The following is a 17,113-nucleotide window of genomic DNA, read 5'->3' on the forward strand; positions in this document are numbered from 1 at the left end:
CCCGGCCCAGGGGCGGAACCGCCCCGCTACCCCATTAGGAGTACGTGACTTCAAATACGGCGCGCGCGTTGGCGGCGCCAGCGGTCACGTTGGCGTCGGTCGCCTCGTAGAACGCCTTGAAGTTCAGGTTGTTGGTGCCTTCCTGCAGCGTGTAGGACTTGGCCGCGCCGCCGACGATGATGTCGGTGCCGTCCTGTTCCAGGCCGACCGCCACGCCACGGGCGCCGCTGGCGTTTTCCAGGCCCAGCAGGCGGCTGGCGACAACGCTGCCGGCGCCCGGTGCGAACGAGATCGATGCCGTGGTGGCGACCGAGATGTCGCAGCCCAGCAGCGAGATCGTGAAGTCCTGCTTGGGACCGCGGACGCCGACGCCGGAGAACATGTTGGTCGAGATGCTGCCCATCGACACCGTCATGTTGCTGCCCAGTTGGCCGCCGCCGATCGAGCACGCGGATTCCGTGATTTCGCCTTCGAACGAAATCCGTCCGCTGTCCGCTGCGGCGGTGCCGGCGATGGCGGCCAGGGTAGCGGCGAACAATGCGTTGATGAGAGTCTTCTTCATGGTAAGGAACCTATCGGGTTAAGAGGTTGGCAATCCGAGTCAACAACCCAGCCGGCGGATCGAAGCATTGCGTGTGGCAATTCCCGTCCGCTTGCGCCGCAGTCCCGCAAGGGTGCCCAGTAGCGAGTTCGCCGGCCAGAACAGGCACTGGCTGACAAAGCGTCCGGGCAGATGCGGGCGCTTGCTCAGGCCCTTCCGATACTTGATATCGGCGGCCATCCAACGCACCGCGACGGCAAGGCCTCGTGCCAGCATCCGATGCTTGCGCATCAGCCGCAGGCACGGAGCCGCCCAGAGCCGGTAGCCCTGGTACGTCGCTGGGGAGAACCTTGACGCGCAGTAGCTGGCGTCATGCACCCAATCCGAGACGGAGATCAGTTCCTGGCGACGCAACTCGTTGCATACGATTTTTGAGCTGTAATCGACCCAGATACCTAGCTTTTTCATCCGCGCTGCTCGGAAGTTGATTCAGAAAATGCAGGCGTTTTGCCTGCGCCAGCTCTCCATGTCTGGGAGCCATGAGCATCTTAGGTTTGGGCCTGCTTTCGTTATATAGGACTAGGTCGAAACTTGAACGGCGGCGCGTGGCTTGCCCCGTTTGCGTTGGCGCAACAGGCGCGACAGGCGATGCAGCAGCCAGAGCGCGGCAACGGATGGCGCGCCGATCCTCAACGTGTAGTGGAATATCTCGATTGCCCAGGTTGATGCCGCGATGGCCAGCAGCGCCAGCGCGCCGGCACCTGCATCCCAGGCGCGCGTGCCGGCGCCACGACGCTGCCTGAAGCGCGCGCAGGCCGCGAACACGGACAGCCAGACCGTCATCAACCCTGCCGAGGCGATCGCCGTGGCGCCGGTGCCCGCAAGCAGCGGCTGCCAGCGATAGGCCGCGTAGACGGCGCCCGCCAGCAACGCGGTCGCCACGACCGCGAGTGCGGGACTGCCCGCGTGGATCTCGCCCAGCCGCCTGGGCGCCTGACCCGCGCGCGCCAGGCTGAACAGCATGCGCGACGCGCAGTACAGCAGGCTGTTCAACACCGACAGCACCGTGACCGCCACGATCGCCTGAAACACGAAGCCCATCCACGGCAATCCGGTCAGCCTCAGCACCAGAAAAAATGGAGGCATGCCGATATGCGACACGCCCCGGTAGGCCAGCGCCGCGGACACCCCCACCACGGCCAGCGACACCCCGGCAATCGCCCAGGCGGTCAGGCGCATCTGACGGCGGATCGCGGCCGCCGGCGCGGCCGTTTCCGCGGCGGCCACGGACAGCGATTCAAGACCGATATAGCCCAGGGTTGCAAGAATGAATACCTTCCACACCGCCGGAAACACGTCCGCCCATCCGTGGCCGTCCGCGCTGGCCGCTGCCGCGGGCGGCGCGGCGGAAGATCCCGCCGCCAGCGCGTAATACGCGGCCAGGCCGACGAAGATGAGCAATGCCGACAGCTTGAACGCCGACAGGGCGAATTCCACGCGAGCGAACCAACGGGCTCCGCGCGCATTGATGAAGGCCAGGCAGGCAAGCGCCACCACCACCACGGCGTCCTCCGGGACCCGCGGCGCAAGCGTCTTGAAGGCGTACGACAGCAACGGGACTTCGGTGCCGATGATCAGCACCACCGCGACATAGAACGAGATGCGCACGACAAAGCCCGCCGAGCCGCCCAGATACTGTTCCGCGTAGGCGCCGAACGCGCCCGGCGTGGGATGCGCCGCGCTCATCTCTGCCAGGCAGCGGCTGAACAGCAGGGCCAGGACCGCGGCCGCCAGATAGCCGGCTATCGCCCACGGCCCCGCGACGAACACGGAATACCCGCCGCCGGTGATCAGGCCATAGCTGAGCACGGCGCCGATGGCGACCATGGACATCTGCGCGGGACGCAGCACCGCCGGCAGCCCTGACTCTCTTCGTTGGATGTGATCGATTTCATTCATGATGGAGAACCCGGCGCCCGTGCTTGCGGGCGCGAAAGTGCATGCCGTTGTCCGAATGCCCGAAGCCGGGCGCGTGCGGGCCGACCGGATGCGCGCCAGCCCTGGAGATGGATGGCGCCCCTGCCGGCATGCGCGCGAATACGGGCGCACGCAGTCGGCGCCGGCTCGCGGCGCGCGGATTACGTGGGTGGGGCTAAAGGCTTCGCTGTCTTGGCGGCGCCGCGAAGGGCGCGCAAGCGCGCATTGAAACCGCAACTATCTCGTGGACCGATGATGCGCGCCGGCCGTCCCGGATTCCATAGGACAAGTTCGAAGATGCGCGGCGCGCAGGCCGCCTGGCCTGCACGGCCGGGTCAGCGGTAGGTCAAGGTCAGGAGTTGGCGGCGCTGGCCATCGCTGGAGACCAGTTCCTGCATCTGCACACCGACTTCGGCGCCGATGGATTCGCCGGGTGCCCGCTGCGCCGCACGGGCGGCGGAACAGGTTGCGACCGCGCGTTGGACCATGCCTTGGCGCAGGGCCTGGGGCTGGCACGTGGCGCCTTCCACGATGGCGCCTTGAAACAGTATCTTCCCCGTTTGCTTGGCCGCAAGATTGGGCGCCGCGATGGCGGCATGGGAGAGTCCACTAAGCAATGCCACTAATACCAGTGATCGGGTGGTGTTCATAGCGCCTCCTTGATGACTGTCCCACGCCGGCGCGGGCGCCGGATCCGGCCCATCCGAAGGCGCGGGGTCGATCAAGTATAGGACTGGTACTAGTAAAACTGGCAAGTACTATTTGACTAGTACAAAGCAAACCTCCCCGCGCGGCGATACCCGCGCAGGGAGGCTATGAAAGCAAGCGGAGTGGGGAATCGCGGGACCGCGCCTGAACCGGCGCCGGCCAAGGAATTATCCGCGGTGCAGCAGAGACTGCTTGCGCCGGTATAGCAGCTGGTCAATCGAGAACCGGCCCGCGCCATTGGCCAGCAGGATCAGCAGGCATCCCGCAAGGCAGGTGGCCATCTGCAATGGTCTGGGCCGGGTCAGCTCCCAGATCAGCGGAGTTCGCGCCACGAACAGCACGATGGCGCACAGCAGGGCCATGCTGGTCAGCCGCACAAAGGCGCCCGAGGCCAGCAGCGTCAGCAGCAGAATGTAGCCCACGTCGATATCCAGCCGCGCGGCCGATGCCGCGAATCCGGCCACCACACCGCAACGCAAGGTGAGTAGAAGCACGCCAATTCCATCCGATAGTGCGATGCGATCCCGTTCCGTGACGCCCCGCCAGGGCGTATCGATCGCGCCAAAGAAACCCTTGCCGTCGGCGCGGGAGTTCAGTCCTGAGCGTCCTCGTCATTGAACGGATGAAGCGACGCGGCGGTTTCCCGCTGCTCCCCCGCCCAATGCGACTGCATGGACTTGCGCCTCTTGGGGGATGCCAGCAGAAACTCGTTCATCCTGCTGATGAACTTGTCCCTGCCCGGCTCTCCGAGCTTCGCGAAATTCAGCAGGGCGGCATGGACGGGGTTCTGATTCGAATTGCTCACTGGCATATCCTCACGAAAACAGACGCGCCGGATACCGATGCTATTGATTGCATCTTTCACGAACCGAGGACACGATGAATTGCCGATGAGCACAACGCATCCACGACCGGTAATGAGATTACGTTTTGCGCTCCGCAAGAACCATCTGACCCGTATCAAAAATCTTGCCAATCCTTACATGAACGTAAGATTTTCCAGGGATGCATTGCCTTCCCTGCTGTGTTCGCTGGCCAGCGCCACGCCGTTCTCGTACGCAAACCTGAACAGATCGACGTCACGGTTGATGCCCAGCTTTCGCATCGCGCTGGATTTCTGCGAACTGACCGTCTGCTTCGTGCGGTTCAGCGTCTTCGCGATCTCGGTGACCGAGGAGCCGCCGACGTACAGGCGCACCACCTCGACTTCGCGGCGCGACAGGCGCTTGCGCCTGCCCTCGGGCTCGATGACATGGCCCTCGCTTTCGCCGGTGGCGCGCAATGACGGCGACAGGTACGTAGCGCCTGCATAGACGGCATGGATCGCGGAAATGAGGTGGCCGATATCGTCGACTTTGTTCAACACGGATTTGATGCCCAGCCTCATCATTTCGGACGCCATCGCCGCGTTGCCGACGGTTGTGAACACAATGATCTTCAGGCCCGGAAAGCGGCGCCGCAGGAACGACAACATGCCCATGCCATCGCCGAAACTTCCTCCCGGCATGATGTAATCCGTGACGAAGACATCGCAGGCGTGCTGCGTCAGCAGATCAATAGCTTCAGAGGAGTTTCTGGCCGTGCCGACCACATGCAGGGTCTGTACGCTGCGCAATTCATGCTGCACGCCGGCAAGCACCGCAGGATGGTCATCGGCAAAAATCAGGTCTATTTTCACGGCGTTCCCAGTATGTTCCAAACCCGGTTCGGGTCCAGATCCGCTGGTCCTAATTTAGGCCACAACGTCTGCCGAATATCTAGTACTTATATGAATAACCAGCGCCACGCGAATGGCCGGATCCGAAAATCAAATTGGAATCGCCGGACCAGCGCCGAATCAAATATTCGAGCGGCGTAAAAGCCGCAACCGGCCGGCGATTTTCAATTCCGGTACGCCGTTGCGGCGGACCACCTATAATCTTTCCATACGATGCAAGCCACGCGCCTGCTGAGGGGCAGCCGCAGGAGACCTCCATGAAATCCCGCCTGATTCGTCTGCTTTCACTCCTGGCAACCGCTCTGTTTGTGGCCGGCTGCGCCCCCGGCGAAGGCGGCCCGCCCCATCCCGGCGCGGCCAATCCCTACAGCTCGGGTGGCTTTAACGACGCCGGACCGAACTACCCGAACACGGGACGGTAAGCGCCGCGCCGCCTTGGCGCGGCAGGAAACGCATAACAGCTTTGTGTCCCGGGCGCATCCCGCGGCGCTTGGGAAATCCTAGACTACCTGCACATCACAGGAGTCAAGGAGAAGGCTTTGCAGCCGCTGTTATCAAACCTGAAGGTGCTGGACCTGAGCCGCATTCTGGCCGGCCCCTGGGCCAGCCAGATACTTGCCGATCTGGGCGCGGACGTCATCAAGGTCGAGCGGCCCGGCCAGGGCGACGACACCCGGTCGTGGGGACCGCCTTTCCTCAAGGATGAGCAGGGGCAGGACACGGCCGACGGCGCCTATTTCATCGCCACCAATCGCGGCAAGCGCTCCATCACGGTAGACCTGCAGACGCCCGAGGGCCAGGCCTTGATCAGAACACTGTGCCGCGACGCCGACGTGGTGCTGGAGAACTACAAGGTCGGCACGCTGGCGCGCATGGGGCTGGACTACGAATCGCTGTCCAGCATCAACCCGCGCCTGGTGTATTGCTCGGTCACCGGATTCGGCCAGACCGGCCCCCGCGCCGCGGAACCCGCCTACGACTTTCTGATCCAGGCCATGGGCGGCCTGATGAGCGTCACGGGCGAACGCGACGACAAGCCGGGCGGCGGCCCCCAGAAAGTGGGCGTGCCGATCGTGGACCTGACCACGGGCGTGTATGCCGCGCTGGGCATCGTGGCGGCGCTGCTGCGCCGTTCCCAGACGGGCCAGGGCGAATACATCGACGTCGCGATGCTGGACGTGCAGGTCGGGCTGCTGGCCAACCAGGCGATGAATTTCCTTCTGGGCAACCGCGCGCCGCGCCGCACGGGCACCGCGCATCCCAATATCCAACCGCAGCGCACGTTCGCCTGCGCCGACGGCGACATCGTGATCGTGGTCGGCAACGATGCGCAGTTCGCCACCCTGTGCGGCATGCTCGGCAGGCCCGAGCTGGCGCGGGACCCGCGTTATCTCACCAACAGCCAGCGCGTGAAGAACCAGGCCGATCTGGATCCCATTCTTGACGCCATTTTCGCCGCGCAGCCGCGCGCCCATTGGCTTGACGCCCTGAAACAGGCGGGCGTGCCAGCCGGGTCGATCAATACCGTTCCCGAGGTGTTCGAAGATCCGCAGGTGATCCACCGCAACATGCTGCGGCGCTTGCCGCATCCCGCCGCGGGCTCGGTGCCGCAGGTGATGAACCCCCTGCGCTTCGGCAACTCGGCGCTGCGCGCCGACAGCGCGCCCCCGCTGCTGGGCCAGCATACCGAGGATGTGCTGGCCGAGCTGGGCATGAGCGCCGAGGCGATCCAGGACTACCGCGACCGCAAGATCATCTGAACAACAAGGAGAGAGACATGAGCATGCCGGAGAACCTGGCCGGGCCCTATACCGCGCTGGAGGTCACGATCGCCGACGGCGTCGCGACGATCCTGCTGGCGAATCCGCCCGTCAATGCCCTGAGCACCGCGATGATGAACGAGCTGTCCTGGGTGCTGGACCGCATCTCGGAAACGCCGGAGGTGCGCGCGGTGGTGCTGTCGGGCCAGGGCAAGGTCTTTTGCGCGGGCGCCGACCTGAAGAACCGCGGCGACACCATCAAGGGGCCGGGCGATCTGCCGCAGCATTCGCGCCGCACGCGCGAGTGCTTTCACGCCATCCGCGAATGCGCCAAACCCGTGGTCGGCGCGGTCAACGGCGCGGCGCTGGGCGCGGGCCTGGCCATCGTGGCCTCGTGCGACATCCTGCTGGCGGCATCGACCGCGGTCGTCGGCCTGCCGGAGATCAACGTGGGGCTGCTGGGCGGCGGACGGCACGGCATGCGGCTATTTCCCCACTCGCGCCTGCGCCGCATGATGCTGACCGGACTGCGCGTGGACGGCGACGAGCTCTACCGCCTGGGCATCGTCGAGGCATCCGTGCCCGCCGACGCGCTGATGGACCGCGCCATGGAGCTTGCCCGGGAACTGGCGTCGAAGAGTCCGCTGGCAACCGTGCTGGCCAAGCAGACGCTCAACGCCATCGAAGACATGAGCCTGCGCGACGGCTACCGCTACGAGCAGGACATGACGGCGGCCATCGCCAAGACCGAGGACGCCCAGGAAGCGCGCCGCGCGTTCCTGGAAAAGCGCGCGCCCGTGTTCCACGGAAAATAGACAAGGAGCCGACATGAACGGTGCGTTGGATGGCGTGAAGGTCCTGGACCTGAGCCGGGTGTTCTCCGGCCCCTGGGCCGCGCAGATGCTGGCCGATTTTGGCGCCGAGGTGATCAAGGTGGAACGCCCCGGCCGCGGCGACGACGTGCGCCACCAGGGCTACCCCATGCCCGGCCGCGACGGGGCGCCCAGCCAGGAAACCTCTTCGTTTGTCGCGATGAACCGTGGCAAGAAATCCCTGACGATCGATATCTCCCGGCCGGAAGGCCAGGCGCTGGTGCGGCGGCTGGCGCAGAAGGCGGATATCGTCATCGAGAACTTCAAGGCCGGCGACCTGTGGCGTTACGGGCTGGACTACGCCTCGCTGTCCGCCCTGAATCCCCGGCTGGTCTATTGTTCGATAACGGGCTTCGGCCAGACCGGCCCCTACAGCCATCTGCCCGGCTACGACCCCATCTTCCAGTCCATGAGCGGCCTGATGAGCGTCACGGGCGTGCCGGACGGCGAGCCGGGCGCCGGGCCGGTCAAGGCCGGTTATTCGGTTTCCGACCTGACCGCCGGCTTCTATGCGGTATCCGCCATACTGGCCGCGCTGCGCCACCGCGATCAGATTTCCGGCGTGGGCCAGCACATCGACCTGGCGCTGCTGGATGCGCAGATCGCCGCCATCTCGCACATCGGCATGAACTATCTGGCCAGCGGCAAGCTGCCGGCGCGCATGGGCTCGGCCTCGCAGATCACCGCGCCGTTCCGGGCCTTCGAATGCCGCGACGGACACCTGATGGTGGCGGTGGGCAATGACTCCCAGTTCCGCAGTTTCTGCAATGTGATCGGCCTGCCCGATCTGGCCGACGATGCCCGCTACCTCACCAACCCCAAGCGGGCGGCGGCGCAGGCCGAGCTTTCCCGGCTGATCGAGCCGGCGATGCTGGCGCGCGGCGTCGAGGACTGGAACCGGGCCCTGGCCGCCGCCAACGTGCCCTGCGGGCCGATCTACACGATGGATCAGGTGTTCGAGGATCCGCAGGTCCGGCACCGCGAAGTGCTGGGCAGCGTGGAGCACCCCAGCCTGGGCAGCATGCCGGTCATCAAGAACCCCATCCACTTCTCCGGCACGCCGATCCGGCCCGGCCTGCCGCCGCCCATGCTGGGCGAACACACCGCCGAGATCCTGCGCGACGAACTGGGGCTGTCCGCCTCGGAGGTCGAGCGGCTGCATGCCGAGGGCATCGTATGAACGCCCTGGATCATGAACTCATCGAAGAAATCCGCGACAGCGCGCGTGATTTTCTTCAACGCCGCGATCAGCGGCAGAGAAAGCGCGGCGCGGCGGGAACCGATCGCGAGTACTGGCGCGAGATCGCCTCGGTCGGCTGGCTGGGCATGAGCGTGCCCGAGGCGCTGGGCGGCCTGGGCCTGGGCTGGCACGCGATGGCCGCCGTGATGGAAGAGGCGGGCCGCGCCCAGCTCCCCGAGCCGCTCGTGGGCGCCGGTGTGCTGAGCACCGCACTGCTGGCAGGAATCACCCCCGCGGGTGACGCCGGACAGCGCGGCCGGCTGCTCGAATCGATCTGCGACGGAACCCGGATGGTGGGACTGGCGTGGCAGGAAACCGAAGGCCAGCTCGAAGCCGGCGAGTCGGCGGGAGCCTTCGGCGTCACCGTCACCCGGCGCGAAGGCGCTTACGTCCTGAACGGAGAAAAGCGCCACGTCGTCCCCGGCGCCGGCGTGGACGGCTGGCTGGTCACGGCCGACGGCGAACACGGCACGGCGCTCTTCTACCTGGCCGCCGGCACGCCGGGCGTCACCGCGCAGACGCACGAGCGCGCGGACGGCGCCACGGCCTGCCATCTGGCCATCGAATCCGCCGAGGTCCCGGAAGCGGCGTTGCTGGCGCGGGAAGGCGTGCTGGACGCCGTCGACGAAGCGCTCGACTACGGCAGGCTGATGCAGTCCGCGGAGTTGGCAGGCCTGGCCCGGCAGGTGCTGGCCGATTCGGTGGCTTACCTGAATACACGCCAGCAATTCGGCCAGCCGCTGTCGTCGTTCCAGGCGCTGCAGCACCGGCTGGTGGATGCCGCCATGCAGGTCGAACTGGCCTCCAACAGCCTGCTGGACGCGCTGAACGCCATCGCGGCGGCGCCCGGCGACATCAAGGCGCGCAAGGCGGCGGCCAGCCGGGTCAAGGCCCGCGCGGCGCGCGCCGGCCTCGAAGCCGCGCGGCTGGCCATCCAGCTTCACGGCGCGATCGGCTATACCGAAGAATGCGATGTCAGCCTGTACTTCCGCAACGCGCTGCACCTGAGCGCCTGGCTGGGCAACGCCACGGCGCATCGCCAGCGGTACGGCGCGCTGGCCGCGGACCCCGCCCCGCAGGCGGACGAGGACGAAGGCGGCGACACGCCGGATGCCGTTTTTCCCCGCGACGCGGACTGGAATGGCATGCCCGAAGCCGAGTTCCGCAAGCTGTTGCGGCGGTTTTTCCGGGCGCGCTATCCCGAGCACCTGCGGCACGTGCCGTGGCGGCTGCATTGGGACGAGATCAAGGCCTGGTACTACACCCTGTCGCGCCAAGGCTGGATCGCGCCGTCATGGCCGCGCGAACATGGCGGCATGGCGCTGTCCCCGGCGCGGCAGATCGCCTTCATCGAGGAAGCCGAACGCTACGGCGTGGCGCGCGCGCCGGACCAGGGCCTGGTCATGCTGGGCCCCATCCTGATCCGCTACGGCACGGACGATCAGCGCGCGCGCTTCCTGCCCGGCATCCTGTCGGGCGAGGCGGTCTGGGCGCAGGGCTATTCCGAGCCCAATGCCGGATCCGACCTGGCCGCGCTGCGCTGCGAAGCGCTGATCGACGGCGACGAGCTGGTGGTGACGGGACAGAAGACCTGGTCCACGCTGGCGCAGGACGCCACCCACATGTTCATGCTGGTGCGCACCGACAAGACCGTCAAGAAACAGGCGGGCATCAGCTTCCTGCTGGTGGACCTGAACAGCCCGGGCGTCAGCCGCCGGCCCATCAGGACGCTGTCGGGCCACGAGGAATTCTGCGAGGTGTTCTTCGACCAGGTGCGCGTGCCGCGCGCCAACCTGGTCGGTGAGCTGAACGCGGGCTGGGGCATCGCCAAGGCGCTGCTGGGCTTCGAGCGCCTGTTCAGCGGCAGCCCCAAGCACGCCAGCCACGCCTTGCAGCAGATCTTCAGCATCGCGCGCCAGCGGGGCCTCCTGACCGACGCGGCGTTCGCCGACCGGCTGGCGGAACTGCGGCTGGACAGTGCGGACCTGACCTCCATGTACCGCGTCTACGCGGACATGGCCCGCGCCGGGCGTCCGCTGCCGCCAGAGCTGTCGCTGTTGAAGATCTGGGCGACGGAAACGCATGAACGGCTGGGCGCCCTGCTGATCCAGATCGCCGAGGAGTACGGCGGCGCGGCAATGCGGCTGGGCTACGGCAACGGCAACGTGCATGCCCTGGCGCCCTACGTCAACGCGCTGGCGGCGACCATCTTCAGCGGCACCAACGAGATCCAGCGCAACATCTACGCCAAGCAGGTGCTGGGCCTTCAGGGCGCGTGACAACGATAAAGATAACGACAACGACAACGCGCCGGCCCGGGCCGGCGCATCAGGAGAGAGACAAATGAAGAAAACAACCGCATTGACGGTGGCGGCAATGATCCTGGGCGCCGCGGCCGCGCCCGCCTCCCATGCCGCGCAGCCCTGGCCCAGCCAGCCCATCCGCCTGATCGTGCCCTACCCGCCCGGCGGTTCGGTGGACAACCTGGCGCGCCTGCTGGCGCCGGCCCTGGGCGAGCGCCTGGGCCCAGACCATCGTGATCGAGAACAAGGCCGGCGCCAGCGGCACCATCGGGGTCGACGCGACCGTGCGCGCCGCGCCCGACGGTGGCACCTTCGGCTTCGGCGTGCCGGGCGCCATCACGGGCCTGCCCCACGTCATGAAGGTTCCGTATGACGTGGCCAAGATCCAGTACGTGTCGCTGGTGGCGCGCATCCCGCAGGTGATCATGGTCAACCCGTCGCTGCCGGATTCCACGCTGGCGGCGTTCGTGGCCAGCGCCAAGCAGCAGCCCGGCAAGTACAACTACGGGTCCGCGGGCAACGTCACCACGCCGCACCTGGGCGGCGAACTGCTCAAGCAGCAGACCGGCATAGACATCATGCACGTGCCCTACAAGGGCGCCGCGCCCGCCGTGACGGCCCTGCTGGCCAACGAGGTGCAGATGTTCCCCGGCGACGCGTCCGCGGCGCTGGGCTTCATCAAGGCCGGCAAGCTGCGCGCGCTGGCCGTGGCCAGTCCCGAGCGCTTCGAGGGACTGCCCGCCGTACCCACCACCAAGGAGGCCGGCTTTCCCGGCCTCATCGTCGAATCCAACTACGGGATCATCGCGCCCACCGGCACGCCCAAGGACATCGTGGACAAGATGTCGGACGCCATCGCGAAGTCGCTGGCGGACCCCGCCCTGCGGCAGAAGATGATCGATCAGGGCGCCATCCCGGTGGCCACCACGCCGGACGCCTACCGCGCGCTGATGGAAGCGGAATCGAAGAAATGGGGCGAGGTCATCCGGCGCGGCAAGCTGGGCCTGGAATAACGCCATGGCCGGGCGCTTTTGCCGTACGCTTATGCCGATTTCCACGCCTGCCAACTTCCGCCTTCGACCATGCCATCTGCTAAAGCCACGGGCCTGAGCCTGGACCTGACCGCCGACCTGCACAAGTGGCGGGCATTCCTGGCCATCGCGGAACTGGGCAGCATCACGCGCGCCGCGCTGTACCTGGACCAGGACCAGTCGGTGCTCAGCCGCCGCATCAACGCGCTGGAACGCGAGTGCAACGCGCGGCTCTTCAACCGGACCGGCCGCGGCGTCCACCTGTCGGAAGTGGGCGAACGCCTGTTCCCGCTGGTGCAGACGCTGCTGAACGATGCCGAAAGGCTGGAGCTGGAACTGAACGGCGAGGCCCGCGAGCCCGCCGGCGAGGTCACGCTGGGGCTGCTGCCGTCAACGGCGCATCCCCTGATCCGCCGGCTGTTCTCGCGGCTGCGCAAGCAGTTTCCCAAGGTGCACCTGAAGATCCTGGAGGGCTCCAGCGGCCAGATCGAAGAATGGCTGACCGACAGCCGCGTGGATATCGCCATCCTGTACCGCTACGGCGACAAGTGCCCGCCGGGCGAACAGGCGCTGGCCTACGTGGATTCCTATCTGGTCGGCGCGGCGGGCGATGCCCGCACCCAGGCCGGAGAAATCACCTTCGACAAGCTGGACGGCCTGCCCTTTATCCTGCCCGGCGCCCCCAACGGCCTGCGCAACGCGCTGGACGGACTGGCGCGGGCGCGCAAGATCACCATCGCGCCCCTGATCGAGGCCGACTCGCTGCCGCTGATGAAGTCCATCGTCGAACACGAAAAGATGTACACCGTGCTGCCGTTACACGCCGTCTGGCAGGAGGTGCAGGAAGGCCGGCTCAGCATCGCCGCGCTGCGCGATCCCACCATGAGCCGGATCATCTCGATGGCGTTCTCGCGCTCGAAGGGGCCGGGCCGCACCGTCATGGAAGTGGCGGCGCAGATCGAGACCCTGGTGCGCGAGATCGGCGGAGAAGGTGTCTGGCACGCCAGCCCCTGATGGCGTGGCGGCGGCCCGGCGCCTACGCGAAGCCGTAGAGCCGCGCGGGATTGTCCACCCACACCTTCTTGCGCAGCGCGTCGTTACCCAGCCAATCGTGCGCCAGGTCGACGAGCGCATCGGCCGAGGGCGCGGCGGCGCCCATGCGCACGAAGGGCCAGTCCGACCCCCACAGCACCTGATCGGGATTGGCGGCGACGCAGGCATCGTGGATGAAGTGCGCGTTCTCGTAATCGGGTGCGGCCCCGACGCGGCACACCGTCAGCTTCATCCAGATCCGTCCGTCCGCCAAAAGCCCGCGAAGCAGCTGGAAGACCGGATCGTGATCGCCGCGCGCCGGGACGAGGCTGCCCAGGTGGTCGATGACCAGCGGCAGGTCCAGCCCGGCCAGCGCCGGCAGATGGCGCAGATAGGTATCGCACGGCGCCCAGAGCTGCGCGTGCAGGCCGTGGCGCTTCATGCGGGGCGCAAGTGCCGCGACCTGGTCGAAGCCGACGCTGCCCGGAAACAGATTGCCGGCGGGGTCGCGCGCCTCGACAAAGCGCAGGCCGCGCACGCCCCCTTCGTACAGGGACTGCAACTGCGCATCCGTGACCGACGGATCCGCCACGGCAATCCCCCGCAATCGGTCGCCGCCCTGCTGCAAGGCATCCAGCAGCGCGTCCGGGTTCGTGCCGTAGGGCGCCGGTTGCACCAGCACGCCGCGCGCCGCGCCCAGTGTGTCCAGCATGCGCAGATAGCGCGCGGCCGCGGCATCCGGCGCGGCATAGGACGACGGGTGCTGCAAGGGAAAGCGCTCGTAGGGGCCGAACACATGGCAATGCGTGTCGCACGCCCCGTCGGGCAGCGCGTGACGGGGCGTCACGGGCATGCGCGGCGTCTCGACGCTGGCGGGGACGTAGGGCGCGGCCTGAGGGGCAGCGTCCCCGTCGCGGCTGGCGGCGGTGTTCTTGTCGCGGCTGGTGGCGGTGTTCATGAATGCCCCCTGCCCAGCGGCGCCAGCTGGCTGAGCGACGGCCCGCCGTCCTGTTGCGGCGTGTCCAGCGGCGCGGGCGCATCGTCCGGCATCGGGATCTCGTGCGCGTTCAGCGTCATGGACACCATGGTGTAGTAGCCGATGACGGCCGTCAGTTCCACCACGCCCAGCGCGGCCCAGCGCTCCACCGCCTGCGCGTACAGGCCGGGCGCCACCTGTCCGGTTTCCTGAAGCTGGCGCGAAAACTCGTAGACGACTTCGTCGTCGCGGTTGTCGAAGACCGGCGTGGCACGCGCCTGGATAGCGTCCAGCACCGCATCCGGAATACCGGCGGCCCGGGCGGCCTGCGCGTGAATGTGCCATTCGATCTGGCTGTTCCAGCGGCGCGCCGTCACCACGATGGCGAGTTCGCTGACGCGGGGCGGCAGGCTGGTGCCAAAGCGCAGCAGCGCGCCCAGCGCCTGCCAGCGCTCGGCCAGTTCCGGGCTGTGCAGCGCGGCGCGCAAGGGGCCGACCAGGCGGCCGCGCGGGCCGGAGACGATCTTCTCGTACACGCGCTTCTGGTCGTCGGTCATGCTGTCGGGAGTGGGCAGCGGGATACGGCTCATCGTCGTCCTCTTCTTACGGGGTGTCGTCGGGCTGGCTGCGCATCACCGACGGGCGGGCGGAAAAGCGCTGGTGCCAGGCCGCCAATGCCGGGTGGCCGTCGCGCCAGGGAATATCCGGAAAACGATAATCCATGTACGACAGCGCGCAACCGATGGCGATCAGCCCCAGGTCGAAGCCGCTGGCCTGCAGCGCGGGCGCCTCGGCTTCCAGCGCGGCCAGCACCGCATCGGTCTTCAGCGCGAAGACGTCCAGCCATGCCGCCGTCTGCCTTTCCGCGGGCTTGTTGCGTTCCTGGCGGAACAGCAGCAGCGCATCCAGGAAGCCGTCGCCCAGGGCCTGGCGGCGCTCGGCCACGAGGCGTGCCTTGGGTTCCGAAGGCAGCAGGCCGCTGCCCGCGATACCGTCCAGCCAGGCGCAGATGACGCGCGAGTCGTACACCGCCGTGCCGTCGTCCAGCACCAGCGTGGGCAGCTTGATCAGCGGGTTGTCGCGCACCAGGTCCAGGTTGGGCTTGTCCATCGCGACGGGCGTGCGCACCAGCGTCACGCGGTCTTCGATGCCGGCCTCGTAGAGGACGATCATCACCTTGCGCACGAAAGGCGAACGCGGCGACCAATGCAATTTCATCGATAGGCTCCCTGTGGGTTCATAGTCATGGATGGCGTTCAATGGCCCTGCGCGGGCCGCACCGTCGGGTCATTGACCGCGTCCGGCGCGCGCATCTGGAACAGGTCGCTGGTGTGCGCGTACCAGCCGGCCCCATGCATGCGGCCCAGCAGGCGCAGCGCGGGCGTGTCCACATAGAATTTCTCGGGGTTCAGCAAGGCGTCGTCGCGCAGGTACAGCCCCACCACGCGCGCCAGCACGATCACGCGCTGCGGCGCCGCGTCCAGCACCTGCCACACCCTGCATTCCAGGGCGGCCGGGCTTTGCGCGATGCGCGGCGGATCCACGATCAGGGACGGTTCGGCCACGAGTCCCGCGCGCGCCAGCTCGTCGATGCTGGCCTCGTAATCCAGGCTGGTGTGGTTCATCTGCTCGGCCAGTTCGGCCGACACCAGGTTGATCACGAACTGCCCCGTTTCCAGGATGTTGCGTGAGGTGTCCTTCAGTTCCCCGCCGCGCGGACCGATGCCCAGCGCGACGATGGGCGGATCGCTGCTGACCACATTGAAGAAAGAGAACGGCGCGGCGTTGAGCGCGCCCTGCGCCGACTGGCTGACCACCCAGGCGATGGGCCGCGGAACGACCACGCTGGAAAGCAGCTTGAAGGCGTCGGCCGGGGCCAGCTTGCTGAAATCGAAGTTCATGGGGTGGGCGCCCTGCGCGGCGGGATAGGGGTCGTGTTCATTTGGCCAGCAGCCCCAGCGTGCCCAGCAGGCGCTGCATGTCGGCGCGGTCCTTCTGGACGTAGGCGTCGGCGTCCTTCGGGGACAGCGCCATCAACTCTATCGCCTGGTCCTGCATGACGCGGCGGTAGTCCGGGTCCTCGTTCACGCTCTGGACGGTGCCGCTCAGCTTTTGCACGATCCCGGCGGGCGTGCCGGCGGGCGCCGCCAGGCTGTACCAGGTGGCCGCCTGCGCGCCCCGCACCCCGGCCTCGTCCAGGGTGGGCACGTCCGGCAGCAGGGTCGAGCGCTTGTCCGCCGCGTAGGCCAGTGGCACCAGCCGGCCCTGCCGGATGAACGGCAGGCTGGCCGACAGGTTCAGCATGGCCAGGTCGATCTGCCCGCCCACTGCGTCATTGATCGCGGGCGACGCGCCGGCATAGGGAATGTGATTGAGCTGCACATGCGCGGCCTGCTGGAAGAGTTCCGCCCCCAGGTGGGTGGCGCCGCCCATCCCGGCCGACCCGTAGCTGAGCTTGCCGGGTTCCGCCTTGGCGCGGGCGATCAGGTCCGCCACCGTCTTGATGCCGCGCGACGGATTGACCACCAGCATGATGGGCTGCACCGCCACGACCGAGCAGAACTCAAAACCCTTGATGCCGTCATAAGGCGTCTTCTGCATCAGCGGCGTCACGACATGGCCCGCGGACGTGCCCAGCAGCAGGGTGTAGCCGTCGGGCTTGGCCCGAGCCACGAAGCCCGTGCCGATGGACGCGCCGCCGCCGGGCTTGTTCTCCACCACCACCGGCTGGCCCAGGCGCTTTTCCAGCGCGCGCGCCAGGCTGCGCGCCACGACGTCGGCCGGCCCCCCGGCCGCGTAAGGATTGATCAGCGTGATGGGGTGGTCCGGATAGCCAGCCGCCACGGCGGCGGGCGCGGACACGGCGGACAGGATGGCGGCGGCCGCCGCAAGCAGGGATCGGAGCATCGATGGCATGGTCGTTCCACTCGAATGGGTAGGCGTGAATTGGCGGGAA

Annotated in this window: 19 protein-coding genes; 7 read left to right on the forward strand and 12 right to left on the reverse strand. The window is 67.3% G+C overall.

The features are described 5' to 3' along the window. Positions 1 to 34: 34 nt before the first annotated feature. The 7 genes from ASE30_RS16250 to ASE30_RS16280 form a co-directional block, all read right to left on the reverse strand. On the reverse strand, positions 35 to 562 hold the full coding sequence (locus tag ASE30_RS16250; RefSeq protein ID WP_057285323.1) for a fimbrial protein: 528 nt from the start codon (positions 560 to 562) through the stop codon (positions 35 to 37). 39 nt (positions 563 to 601) lie between these two features. Then, positions 602 to 1,009, reverse strand: coding sequence for a hypothetical protein (locus ASE30_RS16255; RefSeq protein WP_057285324.1), 408 nt, complete (start codon positions 1,007 to 1,009; stop codon positions 602 to 604). 111 nt (positions 1,010 to 1,120) lie between these two features. Beyond that, a complete protein-coding gene (locus tag ASE30_RS16260) occupies positions 1,121 to 2,500 on the reverse strand; it encodes an amino acid permease (protein WP_082601604.1) in 1,380 nt (459 codons plus the stop codon). 353 nt (positions 2,501 to 2,853) lie between these two features. Next, positions 2,854 to 3,168 carry a hypothetical protein gene (locus ASE30_RS16265; RefSeq protein ID WP_156407684.1) on the reverse strand — a complete coding sequence of 105 codons (315 nt, stop codon included), beginning with the start codon at positions 3,166 to 3,168 and terminating at the stop codon, positions 2,854 to 2,856. A gap of 225 nt (positions 3,169 to 3,393) precedes the next feature. Continuing rightward, on the reverse strand, positions 3,394 to 3,720 hold the full coding sequence (locus tag ASE30_RS16270; RefSeq protein WP_156407685.1) for a hypothetical protein: 327 nt from the start codon (positions 3,718 to 3,720) through the stop codon (positions 3,394 to 3,396). A 98-nt stretch (positions 3,721 to 3,818) separates the two neighbouring features. Further along, positions 3,819 to 4,031, reverse strand: coding sequence for a hypothetical protein (locus ASE30_RS16275; protein ID WP_057285328.1), 213 nt, complete (start codon positions 4,029 to 4,031; stop codon positions 3,819 to 3,821). 174 nt (positions 4,032 to 4,205) lie between these two features. Beyond that, positions 4,206 to 4,904: a response regulator transcription factor gene (locus tag ASE30_RS16280; protein ID WP_057285329.1), complete on the reverse strand. Its 699-nt coding sequence runs from the start codon at positions 4,902 to 4,904 to the stop codon at positions 4,206 to 4,208. Between the two features lie 296 nt (positions 4,905 to 5,200). Here ASE30_RS16280 and ASE30_RS29280 point away from each other — a divergent pair, with 296 nt between their 5' ends. The 7 genes from ASE30_RS29280 (at position 5,201) to ASE30_RS16310 (ending at position 13,163) form a co-directional block, all read left to right on the forward strand. Then, entirely contained in the window at positions 5,201 to 5,365 is a 165-nt protein-coding gene (locus ASE30_RS29280) for a hypothetical protein (protein ID WP_200964443.1), read from the forward strand. Positions 5,366 to 5,482: 117 nt separating this feature from the next. Beyond that, the gene (locus tag ASE30_RS16285; protein WP_057285330.1) at positions 5,483 to 6,703 is read left to right on the forward strand and encodes a CaiB/BaiF CoA-transferase family protein; all 1,221 of its coding nucleotides are present in this window, start codon (positions 5,483 to 5,485) and stop codon (positions 6,701 to 6,703) included. A 17-nt stretch (positions 6,704 to 6,720) separates the two neighbouring features. Then, complete coding sequence (locus tag ASE30_RS16290; protein WP_369819333.1) at positions 6,721 to 7,518, forward strand: enoyl-CoA hydratase/isomerase family protein; 798 nt, start codon at positions 6,721 to 6,723, stop codon at positions 7,516 to 7,518. A gap of 13 nt (positions 7,519 to 7,531) precedes the next feature. Next, entirely contained in the window at positions 7,532 to 8,755 is a 1,224-nt protein-coding gene (locus tag ASE30_RS16295) for a CaiB/BaiF CoA-transferase family protein (protein WP_057285331.1), read from the forward strand. Continuing rightward, positions 8,752 to 11,094, forward strand: a complete 2,343-nt coding sequence (locus ASE30_RS16300; protein WP_057285332.1) for an acyl-CoA dehydrogenase — start codon at positions 8,752 to 8,754, stop codon at positions 11,092 to 11,094. Before ASE30_RS16295 ends, ASE30_RS16300 begins: the two co-directional genes overlap by 4 nt. 257 nt (positions 11,095 to 11,351) lie before the next feature. Further along, on the forward strand, positions 11,352 to 12,131 hold the full coding sequence (locus tag ASE30_RS16305) for a tripartite tricarboxylate transporter substrate binding protein (protein WP_235515275.1): 780 nt from the start codon (positions 11,352 to 11,354) through the stop codon (positions 12,129 to 12,131). 69 nt (positions 12,132 to 12,200) lie between these two features. Beyond that, on the forward strand, positions 12,201 to 13,163 hold the full coding sequence (locus ASE30_RS16310) for a LysR family transcriptional regulator (RefSeq protein ID WP_057285903.1): 963 nt from the start codon (positions 12,201 to 12,203) through the stop codon (positions 13,161 to 13,163). A gap of 22 nt (positions 13,164 to 13,185) precedes the next feature. On the opposite strand, the gene ASE30_RS16315 is transcribed toward ASE30_RS16310, so the two are convergent. The 5 genes from ASE30_RS16315 to ASE30_RS16335 all read right to left on the reverse strand — a co-directional run bounded on the left by ASE30_RS16315 (position 13,186) and on the right by ASE30_RS16335 (position 17,064). Then, complete coding sequence (locus ASE30_RS16315; protein WP_057285904.1) at positions 13,186 to 14,034, reverse strand: amidohydrolase; 849 nt, start codon at positions 14,032 to 14,034, stop codon at positions 13,186 to 13,188. Positions 14,035 to 14,135: 101 nt separating this feature from the next. After that, complete coding sequence (locus ASE30_RS16320; protein ID WP_057285333.1) at positions 14,136 to 14,747, reverse strand: carboxymuconolactone decarboxylase family protein; 612 nt, start codon at positions 14,745 to 14,747, stop codon at positions 14,136 to 14,138. A gap of 13 nt (positions 14,748 to 14,760) precedes the next feature. Then, positions 14,761 to 15,375 (reverse strand): glutathione S-transferase family protein, encoded by a 615-nt coding sequence (locus tag ASE30_RS16325; protein ID WP_057285334.1) that lies wholly within the window; start codon positions 15,373 to 15,375, stop codon positions 14,761 to 14,763. 38 nt (positions 15,376 to 15,413) lie between these two features. Continuing rightward, positions 15,414 to 16,058: a flavin reductase family protein gene (locus ASE30_RS16330; protein WP_057285335.1), complete on the reverse strand. Its 645-nt coding sequence runs from the start codon at positions 16,056 to 16,058 to the stop codon at positions 15,414 to 15,416. A gap of 37 nt (positions 16,059 to 16,095) precedes the next feature. Next, the gene (locus tag ASE30_RS16335) at positions 16,096 to 17,064 is read right to left on the reverse strand and encodes a tripartite tricarboxylate transporter substrate binding protein (RefSeq protein ID WP_156407712.1); all 969 of its coding nucleotides are present in this window, start codon (positions 17,062 to 17,064) and stop codon (positions 16,096 to 16,098) included. Positions 17,065 to 17,113: the final 49 nt, after the last annotated feature.

The sequence above is a fragment of the Achromobacter sp. Root83 genome (genome assembly GCF_001428845.1).
Lineage (GTDB): Bacteria > Pseudomonadota > Gammaproteobacteria > Burkholderiales > Burkholderiaceae_B > Achromobacter.

Bases quoted from the DNA above. Each gene is read 5' to 3' on its own strand.
- ASE30_RS29280 (WP_200964443.1), top strand. From the start codon at position 5,201: ATGAAATCCCGCCTGATTCGTCTGCTTTCACTCCTGGCAACCGCTCTG.
- ASE30_RS16255 (WP_057285324.1), bottom strand. From the start codon at position 1,009: ATGAAAAAGCTAGGTATCTGGGTCGATTACAGCTCAAAAATCGTATGC.
- ASE30_RS16315 (WP_057285904.1), bottom strand. From the start codon at position 14,034: ATGCCCGTGACGCCCCGTCACGCGCTGCCCGACGGGGCGTGCGACACG.
- ASE30_RS16290 (WP_369819333.1), top strand. From the start codon at position 6,721: ATGAGCATGCCGGAGAACCTGGCCGGGCCCTATACCGCGCTGGAGGTC.
- ASE30_RS16330 (WP_057285335.1), bottom strand. From the start codon at position 16,058: ATGAACTTCGATTTCAGCAAGCTGGCCCCGGCCGACGCCTTCAAGCTG.
- ASE30_RS16325 (WP_057285334.1), bottom strand. From the start codon at position 15,375: ATGAAATTGCATTGGTCGCCGCGTTCGCCTTTCGTGCGCAAGGTGATG.
- ASE30_RS16300 (WP_057285332.1), top strand. From the start codon at position 8,752: ATGAACGCCCTGGATCATGAACTCATCGAAGAAATCCGCGACAGCGCG.
- ASE30_RS16320 (WP_057285333.1), bottom strand. From the start codon at position 14,747: ATGAGCCGTATCCCGCTGCCCACTCCCGACAGCATGACCGACGACCAG.
- ASE30_RS16250 (WP_057285323.1), bottom strand. From the start codon at position 562: ATGAAGAAGACTCTCATCAACGCATTGTTCGCCGCTACCCTGGCCGCC.
- ASE30_RS16260 (WP_082601604.1), bottom strand. From the start codon at position 2,500: ATGAATGAAATCGATCACATCCAACGAAGAGAGTCAGGGCTGCCGGCG.
- ASE30_RS16310 (WP_057285903.1), top strand. From the start codon at position 12,201: ATGCCATCTGCTAAAGCCACGGGCCTGAGCCTGGACCTGACCGCCGAC.
- ASE30_RS16265 (WP_156407684.1), bottom strand. From the start codon at position 3,168: ATGAACACCACCCGATCACTGGTATTAGTGGCATTGCTTAGTGGACTC.
- ASE30_RS16295 (WP_057285331.1), top strand. From the start codon at position 7,532: ATGAACGGTGCGTTGGATGGCGTGAAGGTCCTGGACCTGAGCCGGGTG.
- ASE30_RS16335 (WP_156407712.1), bottom strand. From the start codon at position 17,064: ATGCTCCGATCCCTGCTTGCGGCGGCCGCCGCCATCCTGTCCGCCGTG.